This is a genomic window from Peristeroidobacter soli, from assembly GCF_004138485.1.
GTDB classification, from domain to species: domain Bacteria; phylum Pseudomonadota; class Gammaproteobacteria; order Steroidobacterales; family Steroidobacteraceae; genus Steroidobacter; species Steroidobacter soli.
Map to the genome: position 1 here is coordinate 292,333 of NZ_RYEV01000005.1, position 15,342 is coordinate 307,674.

The 15,342-nt window shown below is 62.2% G+C and carries 12 protein-coding genes; 9 read left to right on the forward strand and 3 right to left on the reverse strand.

The window, feature by feature from the left end:
* Window positions 1-39: 39 nt before the first annotated feature.
* On the reverse strand, window positions 40-1,065 hold the full coding sequence (locus EKO19_RS22805; RefSeq protein ID WP_129778880.1) for a GGDEF domain-containing protein: 1,026 nt from the start codon (window positions 1,063-1,065) through the stop codon (window positions 40-42).
* Between the two features lie 221 nt (window positions 1,066-1,286).
* On the opposite strand from EKO19_RS22805, the gene EKO19_RS22810 reads away from it, so the two are divergent.
* Window positions 1,287-3,350 carry a discoidin domain-containing protein gene (locus tag EKO19_RS22810; RefSeq protein WP_175597160.1) on the forward strand — a complete coding sequence of 688 codons (2,064 nt, stop codon included), beginning with the start codon at window positions 1,287-1,289 and terminating at the stop codon, window positions 3,348-3,350.
* A 56-nt stretch (window positions 3,351-3,406) separates the two neighbouring features.
* Here EKO19_RS22810 and EKO19_RS22815 read toward each other — a convergent pair whose 3' ends face one another.
* Window positions 3,407-4,423 carry an aldose epimerase family protein gene (locus tag EKO19_RS22815; protein ID WP_157995401.1) on the reverse strand — a complete coding sequence of 339 codons (1,017 nt, stop codon included), beginning with the start codon at window positions 4,421-4,423 and terminating at the stop codon, window positions 3,407-3,409.
* 168 nt (window positions 4,424-4,591) lie between these two features.
* Here EKO19_RS22815 and EKO19_RS22820 point away from each other — a divergent pair, with 168 nt between their 5' ends.
* The 3 genes from EKO19_RS22820 to EKO19_RS22830 are packed head-to-tail and all read left to right on the forward strand — an operon-like array spanning window position 4,592 to window position 6,953.
* Window positions 4,592-5,326, forward strand: a complete 735-nt coding sequence (locus EKO19_RS22820; protein ID WP_129778885.1) for an SDR family oxidoreductase — start codon at window positions 4,592-4,594, stop codon at window positions 5,324-5,326.
* 8 nt (window positions 5,327-5,334) lie between these two features.
* Entirely contained in the window at window positions 5,335-6,189 is an 855-nt protein-coding gene (locus EKO19_RS22825) for a fumarylacetoacetate hydrolase family protein (RefSeq protein ID WP_129778887.1), read from the forward strand.
* Entirely contained in the window at window positions 6,186-6,953 is a 768-nt protein-coding gene (locus tag EKO19_RS22830) for an SDR family NAD(P)-dependent oxidoreductase (protein ID WP_217705530.1), read from the forward strand. The genes EKO19_RS22825 and EKO19_RS22830 overlap by 4 nt, the downstream gene beginning before the upstream one ends.
* Here EKO19_RS22830 and EKO19_RS22835 read toward each other — a convergent pair.
* Window positions 6,928-7,956, reverse strand: a complete 1,029-nt coding sequence (locus EKO19_RS22835; protein WP_129778890.1) for an AraC family transcriptional regulator — start codon at window positions 7,954-7,956, stop codon at window positions 6,928-6,930. The two genes, EKO19_RS22830 and EKO19_RS22835, sit on opposite strands and share 26 nt — an antisense overlap.
* An 88-nt stretch (window positions 7,957-8,044) precedes the next feature.
* On the opposite strand from EKO19_RS22835, the gene EKO19_RS22840 reads away from it, so the two are divergent.
* The 5 genes from EKO19_RS22840 to EKO19_RS22860 are packed head-to-tail and all read left to right on the forward strand — an operon-like array spanning window position 8,045 to window position 15,325.
* Window positions 8,045-10,291: a TonB-dependent siderophore receptor gene (locus EKO19_RS22840; protein ID WP_129778892.1), complete on the forward strand. Its 2,247-nt coding sequence runs from the start codon at window positions 8,045-8,047 to the stop codon at window positions 10,289-10,291.
* A gap of 15 nt (window positions 10,292-10,306) precedes the next feature.
* Window positions 10,307-11,899, forward strand: coding sequence for a serine hydrolase domain-containing protein (locus EKO19_RS22845; protein ID WP_129778894.1), 1,593 nt, complete (start codon window positions 10,307-10,309; stop codon window positions 11,897-11,899).
* Window positions 11,900-11,901: 2 nt separating this feature from the next.
* On the forward strand, window positions 11,902-13,692 hold the full coding sequence (locus EKO19_RS22850) for a GMC oxidoreductase (RefSeq protein WP_129778896.1): 1,791 nt from the start codon (window positions 11,902-11,904) through the stop codon (window positions 13,690-13,692).
* Window positions 13,692-14,327: a gluconate 2-dehydrogenase subunit 3 family protein gene (locus tag EKO19_RS22855; RefSeq protein WP_129778898.1), complete on the forward strand. Its 636-nt coding sequence runs from the start codon at window positions 13,692-13,694 to the stop codon at window positions 14,325-14,327. Before EKO19_RS22850 ends, EKO19_RS22855 begins: the two co-directional genes overlap by 1 nt.
* A complete protein-coding gene (locus EKO19_RS22860) occupies window positions 14,324-15,325 on the forward strand; it encodes a sugar phosphate isomerase/epimerase family protein (RefSeq protein ID WP_129778900.1) in 1,002 nt (333 codons plus the stop codon). The genes EKO19_RS22855 and EKO19_RS22860 overlap by 4 nt, the downstream gene beginning before the upstream one ends.
* The last annotated feature ends 17 nt before the right edge of the window (window positions 15,326-15,342 follow it).

The following is a 15,342-nucleotide window of genomic DNA, read 5'->3' on the forward strand; positions in this document are numbered from 1 at the left end:
AGATTGTCGCGTCTGGGCCGCGCGTGATTGCACGCCGGCTCAGGCGGTCTGATAGAGCGAGACGCGATTGCGGCCCGCCTGCTTGCCCGCGTACATGGCCTTGTCGGCACGGTCGATCAGTGTTTCCAAGGTGTCGGATTCCCGGCTGGCGGCGACGCCGATCGAGATGGTCACCCGGTCGATGCATTGCTCGGTGCCGCTGCGCCGGATCGTGCGGGCTGACGTGGCGGCGCAGATCCGCTTCGCCAGAATCGCGGCACCCTCGAGCGTGGTGTCCGGCAGGAAGATGGCGAACTCTTCGCCGCCGATGCGAGCGGCGATGTCACGGCCCTTGATGCTCTCGCAGATCACTTGCCCGACCGCGCGCAGCACCTTGTCGCCGAGCAGGTGGCCGTAGGTGTCGTTCAGCGTCTTGAAGTGATCGATATCGGAGAGCAGCATGGCGCCGCCCTGCAACGAGCCCGCGTCCTCCACGAACGACTGCATGCGTTGCTCCAGGCCGCGCCGATTGAGCATGCCCGTCAGCGGATCCAGCTTGGCCTGATGCTCGGCCTGCTTCAGCTGTTCGGTGAGGTGGCGCGCTTCCTGCGTCGAGCGCTCGAGCTGCTCGGTCAGCTCCTTGGTCACGACCCGCATGCGCTCGGTATCGGTGATGAGGTCGGCAACGATGTCGGTGATCAGGTTCATGGCCAGCGGCCGGGCCAACTGATCCTTGTGAAGCAGCAGGGTCTGATTGAACTGCGTGGCCTCGAGTCCCGCGCTGGAGGCGGCTGTCGCTGTATCCGACAGCAGCGTCTGCAGCCGTTGATGCATGCGTTCGAGCGCTTCCGCGTCCCGGGCGATGACGAAGTTCGCATGCAGGCGCCAGACGTCGTCGTCGGTCAGCGACTCGCGCCGGGCCACGCGTTGATCCAGCTCGTTGCTCAGTCGCGGGTTGATGCCGGCGACGTGCTCATACCAGAGAGTGTAGGTCTGAGGGTGATAGGCCGCCCGATGCTGAGCCATCAAGGGCAGTGTCAGGCGCAGAATCTCCGCGCTCTGTTCTTTCGTCTCTTTGTATCGCATTGTCGACGCCGGTTGAGCCGGACTTTGTCATAACCCGCTGGGGCGCAAGTCTGCGGCCGGAAACGCTTATTGACAAGGCAAATCGATAAAGTGTCGATCGCCATTACACAATGGCGAGCAATAGTTCATTGGCATCCCATCAATTGAGTCGTGGTGTGCGGTGCGAGGGCACGGCTACCTTCGCGCCGCGATCGACCAGCAAACTCAACACGGGGGATGTCATGAAAGGAACCAGATATCGCGCGTCTCGATCTTGCAACCTGGCAGGCGTCGCGCTGCTAGCGTCGTTGTCCTACGTGGGATCGGCCGATGCGATCACCATCACCAACACGGATCTATTGTTCGAGGCCGGGGCGGCCACCGTCACGCTGACCAATCCGACCGGCAACGTCTCCTGGACGCTGCTGGATATTGCCGGAAACATCGTGGCCTCCGGCACGGCCAGCGGCACCAACGGCTCCATCAATCTCAACAGTATTCCAGCCGGATATTACCGGCTGTCGCTGGGGGCCTTGTTCCAGGGCACCATCGATACCAGCGTCGGCATCATCACCAATCTGTCGACGGTACCGAATGCGTCGACCAACAAGTTCGGCACCACGGCCCATCCGGAGATCCTGCCGTCACCGAACTACGCGAGCCTGCTCGCGAAGGGCGGCCTGTCGTTCATGCGCTTCGATATGCGCTGGCCGCAGATCGAGCCGACCGCCGGCAATTACACATTCGCGCCGACCACGCCGTACTTCATCGACTACGACGCGCTCATTTCCTCGCTGACCACCGCCAACATCAAGCCGTTGGCCGTGCTCGGATATTCCAATCCGGCCTACGACAACGACACTCGTCCGTACTCGCCGGCGGGGCGTGCTGCCTATGCGGCCTACGCCGCGGCCATTGCCGATCGTTATGGCGCTCAGCTCGAATACGAAATCTTCAACGAGTACAACCATCCCGACGGCTTCGCGCAGGGCAACTGCGACTGGTCGGTGAGTTGTTATCTGCCGATGCTACAGGCGGCGGAAGCAGCCATCCATGCCGAGGCACCCACGGCGAAGGTCGTGCTGACCGGCATGGCGGGTCTGTCGCCGCTGTGGCTCGGTGGCGATACCCAGGTGCAGCCGGAATATAACTTCATCTCCTACAACTGGCTGAAGGACTTCCTGGATGCGGGCGGCGCCAGCTATGTCGACGTGTTCAATATTCACAACTACACGGTCGAGACCGGCACCGGCGCGCTGACTTTCGGCAATCCGGAAGGCGACAACGAAACCATCGTGCAAAACGTCAAGTCGTTGCTCGCGAACTATCCCGCCGCGTCGGGCAAGCCGCTGTGGATGACGGAGACCGGCTGGTCCACCTATCCAACCATCGGCGTTTCGGAGGCGGTGCAGGCCGCGTATCTGGTGCGCGATGCCGTGCTGACCTTGCGCAAGGGGTTGGATCGTTATGAGTTCTACGATCTGTTCGACGACAGCCCGTATGCGAGCCCGGACGGCAACTGGGGCATGCTCCGTCATCCCCAATACAATCCCGCCATCGCGCCGAAGCCCGCATTCGTCGCGCAAGCGGTGCTGAGCCGCAAGCTCGACGGCTACACGTACTCCAGCTCGGACAGCCTCGGCGCCAACGTGTACTCGCTGGTGTTCACTAAGTCGGGATCGCCGTCGGTGCGCGTCATGTGGACGTCGAATCCGAACGCGACGGGCGTCGATGTGGCCGCGAGCGCCGCGTTCAACGTGACGAGCACGTTGGGCACGGTCAGATCGGTGACACCGTCGAGCGGTACGGCGGTGCTCGCGCTCTCAGGCAATCCGATTTACGTGGTTGGCAGTTCGGTGAGCGGCGTGAGCCTGCATTCCGGCAATCCCAGCGGCGGCGCTGATCTCGCGCTCGGCAAGTCCGTTGTCTCGAGCAGTGATTCCGGCGGCAACGTCGGGGCCAACACAGTGGATGCCGGCGTCAGCACTTACTGGCGGAGCGCCAGCTTGCCGGCGACGTTGACGATCGACATGGCCGCGAGCTACGACGTGCATACGGTGAAGGTGTCGCTGCCGCCGGAATGGACGTGGTGGAGAAACGAGACCATTGCGATCCAGGCGAGCACCGATGGGATCAACTTCTCGACGATCTCAGCCGCGAAGTCGTACGGATTCACCAACACCAACAATTTCCTGGTATCGATCGATCTGCCGGTCACCACGGCACGATACATCCGGGTGTCGGTGACGGCCAATAGCCTGAACACGGGCGCCGAGATCGGTAAGCTGGAAATCTACGGTCTATGACAATATAGGGGTGGAGTGTTCGATGGCGCGGCCGTAAACGGTCGCGCCATCTTTTCTCAGTCTTGCGTCATGGCGAACAGATAGCGGGTATCGTGACGATACGTTTCGCCCGGTTGCACCATGATGCTCGGAAACGTGGGCTCATTGAGCGCATTGGGAAATCCATGCGGCTCCAGACAGAGCCCGACTCGTGCACGGAACATCCGTGGTGTCGCGCCCGCCAGGCTGTTGCCTGAGTAGAACTGAATTCCTCGCTGGTTGGTGCTGACGCTCAGGCGAATGCCCGAGCGGCGGCTCGATAGTTCGGCGGCGACGGCCGAGCCCGGCAGCAGAGGGCAGTAGTGATCGTAGCCCCCGTCCGTCTCATGAATCCTGGCGCCGATGGGGGTGCGCTGTCGAAAGTCCAAGGGTGTGCCGTCGACCGCGCGGATCTCGCCGGTGGGGATTTGATCCTGGCTGACCGGCAGATACGTCGCGGCTGCGAGCCGCAGCTCATGATCGTCGATCGAAACGTCCGGATCGCCCGTGAGATTGAAGTAGGGATGCAATGTGAGATTGAGCGGCGTCGCGCGATCGGTGGTCGCGGTCACGACGGTTCTGAAGGACAGCGGCGAGTCCAGGCGCACCTCCATCTGCACCGAGACATTGCCTCGATACCCTTCATCGCCATCGGGCGACTGCAATTCCAGCAGCACGCCGGGCGAGCCGCCGTCGACGCAGGCAACCGCCCGCCACAGGGAACGACCGAAGCCGATGAGCCCGCCATGCAGATGGTTCGGCCCATCGTTGCAACTGAGTTGAAACTCCGGATGGGCCCGCGCGACCGTGCGATTCGCGCAGCGTCCGATGATGGCGCCCAGAGCGGCGGTATCCAGCTCGTATTCCCTCAGCGACGCATAGCTGAGCACGGTATTCACCGGCCCCCGGCGCGCGTGTGGAAAATTGATCGCTCGTATTCGGGCGCCGTATTCGAGGATCTCGACACTGAAGCCACTGCGTGGATGCGACAGCGTGATGCGATCCACTCGACGGTCGTCCTGCAGGTATCCAAACGTATCTTTGATGACTGGCACACATCCTCCCCGGGGTCGGAGCGAGGGTAAAGAACGGTGGCGCGAACCAGCCACGCGCCGCTTGATCGCGCACCGATTCTGAATTGATCGGCGCGCAGTCAAAACGATATCGACATCGCATCAACTGTGTCGTGGTAGCGGCGAAGAGCCGGTCGCTAAGGTACGGCCATGTCGAAAAGATTGGCGGGCAAGGTTTGTCTGGTCACAGGGGCGGCGCAGGGCATCGGCCGTGCTGTCGTCGAAGCGTTCGCCGCCGAAGGCGCGCGCGTGATCGCGACCGACATCCAGACGGAAAAGCTGCGTGAGCTGGGCAGTGGCGTCGAGGTTCTGGCGCTCGATGTCACGAATGCCGACAGCGTTCGCGAGGCGGCCCGACGATATCCCGATGTCAACGTACTCGTGAACTGCGCCGGTTATGTCGCGGTGGGCACCGCGCTGGAATGCACTCCCGAGGATTTCGCGGCCAGCCTGAGCATCAATGTGACCTCCATCTACACCATGGTGCGGGCGTTTCTGCCTGGCATGGTGGAGCGTCACGACGGCGCCATCATCAACATCGCTTCGGTGGTCTCGACGACCATGGCGGCGAGTCGGCGCTTCGTGTACGGGGCCACCAAGGGGGCGGTGATCGCGATGACTCGTTCCGTTGCCTTCGATTTCGTGCGCGAGGGAATTCGTTGCAACTGCATCAGTCCCGGCACCATAGATTCACCCTCTTTGGCCGATCGCTTGAATGCTTTCACCGATCCAGGGGCCGCGCGGCAAGCGTTGCTTGACCGGCAACCCATGGGCCGGATGGGCCAGGCGCATGAGATCGCCGCCGTCGCCGTGATGCTGGCGTCGAACGAAAGCTCGCTGATCAACGGCGCCGATCTGGTGGTGGACGGAGGCATCAGCATCTGATGTCGGCCATGAAGTTGCTCAGATTTGGCCCCAAGGGCGGCGAGCGTCCCGGATTGCTGGATGGCGAGGGCCGCATTCGCGATCTCTCGGGAGTCGTTGCGGATATCGATGCGCGCACGCTGCCGGACTTGCAGCGTCTGCGTGTGCCGTCCATCGACAGTCTGCCGATCGTGAATGCCGATGTGCGCATCGGCGCGCCGGTCGCCGGCGTCGGAAAGATCATCTGCGTGGGCCTCAACTATTCGGATCACGCCCGCGAAACCGGCCAGGCGATACCTCGCGAGCCCATCCTGTTTCTGAAAGCGACCTCGTCCATCGTCGGCCCGAATGACGACGTGGTGTTGCCGCCCGGTGCGGAGAAAGGCGATTGGGAAGTCGAGCTCGGCATAGTGATTGCTCGCGAGGCGCGTTATGTGCCGCTGGCCAGCGCGATGGACTACGTCGCTGGCGCTTGCGTCGTCAATGATGTGTCGGAGCGTAGCTATCAATTGGAGCGAGGCGGGCAATGGGACAAGGGCAAGGGCTGCGACACCTTCTGTCCGTTGGGTCCCTATCTGGTGACTCTGGACGCAGTCCCGCGCCTCGATGATCTTCGGATGTGGTGCACGGTGAATGGCCGCACCGTCCAGGACGGCAACACGCGCACCATGATCTTCGACGTTCCCTATCTCGTTCACTACATCAGTCAGTTCATGAGTTTGCAGCCGGGCGACGTCATCAGTACCGGCACGCCGCCGGGCGTAGGCATGGGCATGAAGCCGCCCCAATGGCTCAAGGAACAGGACATCATGGAACTGGGGATCGAAGGATTGGGAACGCAGCGACAGCGCGTCGTGCGCCACACCGCCGAGGCGCGCTCGTGACCGACGCAACCAGGCTTGCTGTCGTCACGGGAGGCAACTCCGGTATCGGTCATGAGACCGTCATCGCGCTCGCCAGTCAGGGCTGGGATGTCGCCGTCAGTTACATTCATGACGAAGCGGCGGCTGCGAATGTGACGCGTCAGATCGAGAGCCACGGCCGACGCGCCTGGGTCAAGCGCTGCGATGTGGGCATCCGGGAGGATGTCGAGACCTTCTTCGACAACATCGTCGCGGCGTTCGACACAGTCCCGACGCTGCTGATCAACAACGCCGCGGTCCAGACCTGGAGTCCGTTCCTGCATCTGGAGGAAGCCAGCTGGGATCAGGTCATTCGCACCAATCTGAAGGGCTGCTTTCTGAACACGCAGAAGGCGGCGAAGCTGATGATCAAAGCGGGGCGGCGTGGCGCCATCATCAACATCGGCTCCGGCTGCAACAAGGTGCCCTTTCCCAATCTGGTCGATTACTCGGCGTCGAAGTCCGGCATCGAGCAGCTCACCCGGCTCGCGGCCGTCGAGTTCGGTCCGCATGGAATCACGGTCAATTGCGTGGCGCCCGGCGCCATCGAGAACGAGCGCACGCGTAAGGAAGTGCCCGACTACGCCGCAACGTGGTCGCGTATCACGCCGATGCGCCGGGTCGGTACGCCGGCCGACGTCATCAACGCGATCCTGTTTCTGGCCCGCGAGGAATCCAACTTCATCACGGGCCAGACCCTGAGCGTCGACGGCGGCGTCTTTACTCAGCCGAACTGGCCATACTGATCCGATTCGGGTGCGGCTTGCGCTGCAGGTCGGCGCTCGCCTCCGGCACCTGCGGACGGTCCAGCATCCGGCTGCGCTGCTCGCGGAACTGAGTCGGGTTCATGCCCTTGAGCGCCAGGAATTGCCGGTTGAAGTTGGCGATGTTGTTGTAGCCGCAATTCATGGCGATGTCGGTGATGCCTGCTTCGCCCTCCATCAGCAGGCGGCACACCTCGTTGATGCGCAGGATGTTCACGAACCCGACGAAGGTCTGGCCGGTGGCCTTGCGAAAGAAGCGGCTGAACGCCGGCGGCGTCAGGCCGACCAGCGCGGCGATTTCCGACTGACTGACTTCGCGGCCGAGATGCTGTCGCACGTAACGATGAATGAACTCGATGCGCTGGCGGTTGGTCTCGGTGATGTCGTTGGTGATGTGATAGTCGGCGCTGGCCAGCGCGCGCAGGTCGTCGGGCGCCTGCGCCATGACCTGCAGGATCTCCAGCAAACCCATCAAGCGCTCCAGCCCGGTCTTGCGAAAGATCGATTTCATCAGGCCCTGCACGCGCGTGGCCGTCTCACCCTGAATATGTAAGCCGCACTTGGACGCGCGGAACAGGCGGTTGATGGGCGCGAGCTCGGGCAGGCCGAGGAAATCCCCGCCGAAGCTTTCAGGGCGAAACTGCAGGACGATGGCTTCGGAGCCATGTTCCTGCGCGCCGAGATCGGTTTCGTCGTGCCAGCAGTGGGGCAGATTGGGGCCGAGCAGCACCAGGTCGTTCTGTTCGTAGCGCTCGATGCTATCGCCGACGAAGCGCGTGCCGGCGCTGCGCACCACCCAGCTGAGCTCGAATTCGGGGTGATAGTGCCAGGTGTGGTCGTCGGCCAGCCGGGCGCAGGAAAACCAGAGGCTGCAGAAAGAGCTCTCGTTGTCGGTCTGCACGTTCTCGAACTTCGGTTCCACGTCTGTCCCCTCAACGGCACCCGGGTGCCGGAGCATATTAAAACTGTACGTGTGGCTGGCCAACTATTGCGTAGTCGGCAACTGCGACGCTGTGTCCTAATCTCACCACAGTAGCGCGGACCCTGAAGAGTCCGTCACAGCGAGGGGGAGCATGAAGTACAGAAATCGCGGCTTGATTTTCGTTTGTGCCTGGTCGGTGGCGGGCGTGGCGTCGGCTCAGTCGACCAAACAGGCGGTCGAGCCGAATTCGCAACTGCTGGAAGAAGTGGTGGTGCAGGGCTATCGCATCGATGCGTCCACCAGCGCCACCGGCATCGTCACCAGCATCCTGGACACGCCGATCTCGATCACGGCCCTGACCAGCGAGTTTCTCAGCGACACCGGTTCGCAGCAGATGATGGATGCGATCAGCTCGATGACCGGCGTCATGGGTCAAAGCAACAGCGGCGAGGTCGGCACCAATTTCGGTGTGCGCGGCTTCGCCGTCACGCCCCAGGTGGATGGCTTCGATACGCTGTCGACTGCGGCGGGCCTGGGCTCCTCGGTGGGCGTGGAGCGCATCGAAGTGGTCAAGGGCCCGTCCGCGGTGTTCAACGGCAACGTGCCGCCGGGCGGCACCATCAACATCATCTACAAGAAGCCGTCGTTCACACGGAAGAATTACATTGAAGTGGGCTATGGCAGCTGGGATTACAAGAGCGCGGAGGTCTTTTCGACCGGCACGCTGGGCTCCGACAAGCTCGCCTATCTGATCAACGGCTATCTGAAGGACATGGATGGCTGGGTGAAATGGACCGGGCAGAAGGAGCAGACCGTCATCCTCGGCCTGACTTACAAGCCCATCGACGATCTGACTCTCTCCGTGAACTATCGCAAGGCCGATGTCGATACGCGCGCCTCGACGTTGCCGGTCAGTCACGAGGGTTTCATGGGATCGGGCACGCCGTGGTTCGTGCCGCTGGATGCGTGGGTCGGCGCGAATTACGGACCGACGGAGCCGATCCAGACCATCACCGTCGAGGACTACCTGCCGGGCGGCAAGCGTTACAACGTGCTCGGCCCGCAAAACCTCAACCAGGCCGAAGTCGAGATGGCCAGCTTCGATGTGAATTATCGGATCAACGACCACATCGAAGTGCGCAACGGTTTCTTCTACAACACGTATCTGTGGCAGCCGCTCGCGCTGATCCAGAGTGGCGCCAAGGTGCTGGGTGCCGACGGCCGCTCCAGCATTCTTTCCATGTTCCTCGGCGGCCGAACCGGCGAGACCGGTTGGCAGAACAAACTCGAGGCGGCGCTCGACTTCGACACCGGTCCGATCAGTCATCAGATGCTGGTGGGCTATTCCGACTCGTACAGCGAGGCGGATATTCTCGAGGCTTACATCGGGGCACCGGCGATCAATTCGAACGGCGAGCCGTGGGACTATCGCACTGACGGCCCGCGCATGTTGCGTGATGAGTTCAACGCGCGTCTCGCTACCAATCCGACGCCCGACATTCTTTCCACCGACTATGCGCACACACGTACGCATGCGTACTACATCGCCGAGCAGGCATCGATGTTCGACGGTCGTTTGCGTGCGCTCGTCGGCGGTCGCTACACCGAGACCACGGTTTCCGGACTGCGTGTTACAGATACGACACCGCAGGCCGGCCTGGTGATCAAGCCGTTCCCGGGCGATTCCTCGCTCGCCGATACGTCGATCTTCATGAACTACTCGGAGTCGTTCACGCCTTCGGGGCTGTTACAGCCGGGGACCGACCAGGTCGTTCCGCCCGCGCAGGGCACGGGCAAGGAAATCGGCATCAAGACCGCATGGTTCGGTGGCGAGGTCGCGAGCACGATCTCCGTGTTCCGCGACGACCTGGGTAACATCGCGACGCCAGATTATTCCACGCAAGGTCAGACCGGCAGCATTGTTTCCTATCACCTCGGCGGCAAGGGACGAACCGAAGGCGCCGAGGCCGAGGTCGTGTGGACGCCGAGCCGCAGTCTGCAGCTCTCCGCCAACTACACCTATATGCCGACGGCTGAGTATCTGGCTTATCCCGGCGTGCCGCAGATGGTCGGTCTGCGCTTCGGCAGCACACCCAAGGAGCAGTGGAATCTCAGCGGTCGCTATGCGTTCGACCAAGGACTGCTGTCGGGTGCGTACGTCGGCGCCTGGGTTCATGGGCAATCGAGCACTCAAGGCGTGATGGCTGGAGATTGGCAGTACGCAGTCCGGCTTCCGAGCCTGGTGCAGGCCGATCTGTTCGCCGGTTACGCGTTCAACAAGCTCGAGGCGCGCGTGAACGTCAAGAACGTCGGCAACCGCGGCGGCTATGTCATGAACAACGTGTTCCAGCCCAACTCACCGAGATCGGTGTACCTTACATTGAACTATTCACTGTAAGAGGCTGGCGGAGCGATGCTGACATTCGATCGTCGGACGTTTTTGCAACAAGCCGGCGTGGCGACGGTGGCGCTCGGGATGGGTGCCACATCGCTGCGTGCGTTCGCGGATGAACGCGCGACACCAGAAGCCGCGGGCGTTTCGTCACAGGCGATTCGAGCGTTTCTGGACGCGGTTGCCGGTTCGAAGCATGAGATGCACAGTCTGATTCTCATGCGCCACGGGCAGAACGTGGCCGAAGGCTGGTGGCAACCGTATCGCGCCACTACGCCGCAAACTCTGTATTCGTTGAGCAAGAGCTTCACCTCGACCGCGGTGGGGCTCGCGGTCGCGGACGGCAAGCTCAAGGTGACGGATCGGGTCATCGACTTCTTTCCCGACCAGTCGCCCGGCGGCGTCAGCGAGAATTTACATGCGATGCAGGTTCAGCACTTGCTCACGATGTCGGCGGGCCACTCTGCTGATACGGCGCCGCTGATCACTCACGAACAGGATTGGGTGAAGGCGTTTCTGGCGCTACCTGTCGAGCATGTGCCGGGCAGCACGTTTGTTTATAACAGCGGCGCCACCTACATGCTCTCCGCCATCGTGCAAAAGGTGACGGGGCAAAAGCTGATCGATTACCTGCGTCCCCGCCTATTAAAACCATTGCGGGCTCGCGTGGTTCAGTGGGCGACCTGCCCGCGCGGCATCAACACTGGCGGATGGGGGCTGAGCATAACCACGGACACGCTCGCGAAGTTCGGTCAGCTGTATTTGCAACAGGGACAGTGGAACGGTGCGCCGTTGTTGCCGGAAGCCTGGGTGAGGGAGGCGACGACCTTCAAGATCCAGCAACCGGCGACCGCGCCCGGCAGCGACCTCGCCCAGCTGAAACAAACCAGCGATTGGCACCAGGGCTACGCCTATCAGTTCTGGCGTTGCCGCCACGACGGCTTTCGCGGCGACGGTGCGTTCGGGCAGTACTGCATCGTGCTGCCGAAACAGGATGCGGTGATCGCAATCACGAGCGCGACTGCCGACATGCAAGGCTTGTTGAACCTGGTATGGGAGCATCTGTTGCCTGGCCTGCGAGACAAGCCGCTGCCGGTGACTGCGGCTTCGAGTTCGAAGTTACAGGAACAACTCGCCGCGCTGACGTTGCCGGTGCCGGCAGGTTCGAAAACATCGCCGACGGGTGCTCGAATCAACGCTCGCAGCTTCACGCTGGAATCCAACAGCCTCGGGGCCAAGAGTGTGGCGCTCCGCTTCGATGGCGATGCTTGCAAGTTCGAGCTGACGACGGGGACGGGCAGCTTCGATGTCGATTGCGGGCTCGGTCGCTGGGCCGATGGCACGACTTCCATGCCCGGCACACCGCCAGAAATCTCTGAATTGGTCGGACCGCCCGTGGGGCCGCAGCGGCCGGCGAACGTCGGGGCCGCGGGGGCATGGAAAGACCCGAACACTTTCCAGATGCAGTGGCGCTTCTACGGAACGCCCCATCACGACGACGTGACGTGTCGCTTCGATGGCGACGGCGTGCAAGTCGAATTCAAGAACAGCATCACGACACTCAGCGGCGGCGGGCATCCCGAGACGCGGCCGATATTGAAGGGACGAGCCTGACAGTGGGATTCATTACCGCCGACGCGGCGTTGAAGTCGCAGTATGACGTGATCGTGGTGGGCTCTGGCGCCGGCGGTGGCCAGGCAGCCTATACGCTTGCAATGGAAGGCGCGCGCGTACTGATGCTCGAAGCGGGGCGCCGTTACGATCCCACGACCGAAACGCCGATGTTTCAAACGCCGGAGCAGGCGCCGTTGCGAGGCTGGATCACCTCGGACAAACCTTTCGGTTTCTACGACGCGACGGTGGACGGCGGTTGGGAAGTGCCCGGCGAACCGTACGTTCAAGGCAGCACGCAACCGAGTGAGAAATTCACCTGGTGGCGCGCACGCATGCTCGGCGGTCGGACCAATCATTGGGGACGCATCTCGCTGCGTAACGGTCCCTACGATTTCAAACCGCGCACGCGCGACGGTCTCGGCTTCGATTGGCCGATCTCTTATGAGGAACTCGCGCCGTACTACGACAAAGTAGAGATGCTCATCGGCGTGTACGGATCGAAGGAAGGCCTGGAGAACACGCCGGACTCTCCCGATGGGATTCTGTTGCCGGCACCGAAGCCGCTGGTCAGCGATTTGTTGATTGGCAAAGCAGGCGGAAAACTCGGCATCCCGATGGTCGCCTGTCATCGCGCCGTGCTGACGGAACAGCTCGACTGGAAACGTTCGCCGGCCAAACTGCATCCGGGCAACGCCGCCGCGCAGGCCATCATCGCGGCCGACATGAAGAAGCGAGCGGCGTGTTTCTGGGCGACCCCTTGCGGCCGCGGTTGTTCGATCCGTGCGAACTATCAATCGACGACTGTTCATCTGCCGCCGGCGCTGGAGACGGGGCGGCTCGATATCGTCACGGATGCGATGGTTCGCGAGGTCACGCTTGCCAAGAACGGCAACGCGTCCGGCGTCATTGCCATCGATAGAAAAACACGCCGGGATTTCCAGGTCACGGCACGCGCGGTGGTGTTGGCGGCGAGCGCGCTGGAGTCGGTGCGCATTCTTCTGAATTCCGGGCGAGGGCTGGCGAATTCGAGCGGCAAGCTCGGCAAGTACCTGATGGATACCGTCGGCAGCGACCTTTCGGGGCAGATCCCGATGCTGGAGAACATTCCACCGCACAACGAAGACGGTGTCGCGGGCGGGCACTTGTATTCGCCCTGGTGGCTCTACAAGGAGCAGCGGGCCGGTAAGCTCGGCTTCGCGCGCGGCTATCACATCGAGTTCGGTGGTGGCCGGCACATGCCGGAGGTATCGACCGCGATGGGGTTGGAGTGGCTGACGGGCGGCAGCTATGGCGCGAAGTTCAAGGAAGACGCGCGTCGCTACTACGGCTCGATGGTTTACTTCGCCGGTCGCGGCGAGATGATTCCCAACGAACATTCCTATTGCGAGATCGATCCTGTCATCAAGGACAAGTGGGGTATCCCGGTGCTGCGTTTCCATTGGAAGTGGTCGGAGCACGAGACGCGTCAGGCGGCCCACATGCAAAAGACTTTCGCGCAGATCATCGAAGCGATGGGCGGGCGCGTGCAGGGGCGCGCGGAGACCGATGGCACCAAGGCGATTGCGGCCGGTGGCAGCATCATCCATGAGGTCGGCGGTGCGATCATGGGCGACAACGCGCGCGACTCCGTGGTTAACAAGTGGTGCCAGGCCTGGGACGTGAAGAATCTGTTCCTGGCCGACGGCGCACCGTTCCCGTCAAACGCCGACAAGAACCCGACGCTCACGATCATGGCGAACGCCTGGCGTGTGGCCGATCACATTCTGGATCGCATGCGTCGCAAGGAGCTGTGATGGACAGACGTACCACCATCAAATGGGTGCTCGCCGCGTCGGCGTCGATGCCGTTGCTCGAGTACTGCGACGAGGTTCTTGCCGCGCCGTCGACCAAGACGACGCCAGCGGTTGCAAAACCGTACGGCACCGATCCGAATCTGTTGCGCGTGTACAAGCCGGGCGATCTCTGGCCACTGACATTTACGGCGGATCAGCGGGCAACGGCTGCCGTGTTGTGCGATCTGATCATTCCAGCGGATGCCAGGTCGCCGAGTGCTTCGTCGGTGGGCGTGGTCGACTTCATCGATGAGTGGGTCAGCGCGCCGTACGAACCTCAGCGCGCCGATCGGGCAGTCGTGGTCGACGGACTGCAGTGGCTCGATCAGGAATCAAGCCGGCGTTTCTCCAAACCGTTCCGACAGCTCGGGGTGAGTCAACAGCGACAGGTCTGCGACGATATCTGTTATCTGCCGAAGGCAAAGCCGCAGTTCAAACAGGCTGCCGTGTTCTTCGCTCGTTATCGCGATCTGACCGCGGGCGGTTTCTATACGACGCCGCAAGGCCGTAAAGATCTCGAATACATCGGCAACGTGCCGATGCCGAGCTTCAACGGACCGCCGCCCGAAGTGCTGAAGAAAGTGGGATTGCTATGACACAACCGCAGCTTCGATCGCGACGACAGGTGCTTGCAGGTCTCGGCGCCTTTGCCGCCGCCGCGATGTTGCCGACGTTTCGGGCGCAGGCAAACACGCCGGCTGCCGCGGGTGGGAGTGCGCCATGGTTGTTGGGGTTGCAGCTCTACACCTTGGAGGACGCGCCAGCGAAAGATCTGGACGGCACACTCGAAGAGGTCGCGGGTATCGGCTATCGAACCGTACAGATCTCACAATCGTATGGCCAATCGGCGCAGCGTCTGCGGGCTGCGCTGGATCGGGCTGGGCTGTCTTGTCCCGCGATTCATGTGTTGCCACGTCCTGCAAAGAACAGTTGGGATCTCGAAGGCGACCTGTCGCGACTCGCCGATGACATCTACACCCTGGGCGCGACCCATGCCGTCGTTCCGGCGCCGCGCTATTCAGATGCGCTCGTCGACGCGCTGAATCATCCGCCGCCCGGCGGTTTCAACGCGGCAAAGCTGCTTGGAGTGCTGAAGCTCATGGGAGCGGACGACTGGCGGCGAACCGCCGACCTGATGAACGAGAAGGCGGAGATCCTGGCGCGCTCGGGCATTCGTGTCGGCTATCACAATCATGGCTTCGACTTCGTGCCGCTGGAACAGGGCAAGAGCGGCTTCGACATTCTGTGGGAGCGCACCGATCCGAAACTCATCGACCTCGAGCTCGACATCGGCTGGGCCGTGACCGCCGGGCAGGATGTCAAAGCGCTGTTCCACCGCGCCAATGGTCGCATTCGCACCGTGCATCTCAAGGACACGGCCAGGGTGTCGAGCAATCCCATGGACCTGGCCTCGACCGATGTGGGCACAGGCATCGTCAACTGGCGAGAAGTGTTCGAACTGATTCGCGAGACCCGAGTCCGCTACCTGTTCGTCGAGCAGGAAGCGCCATGGGTGAATACATCGCCGATGAAGGCCGCGCGAGTGGCCTACGCCTATCTCAGCAAACAGTTTGGACACGCGGCATTCCGATGATGATATTCAACGAACGT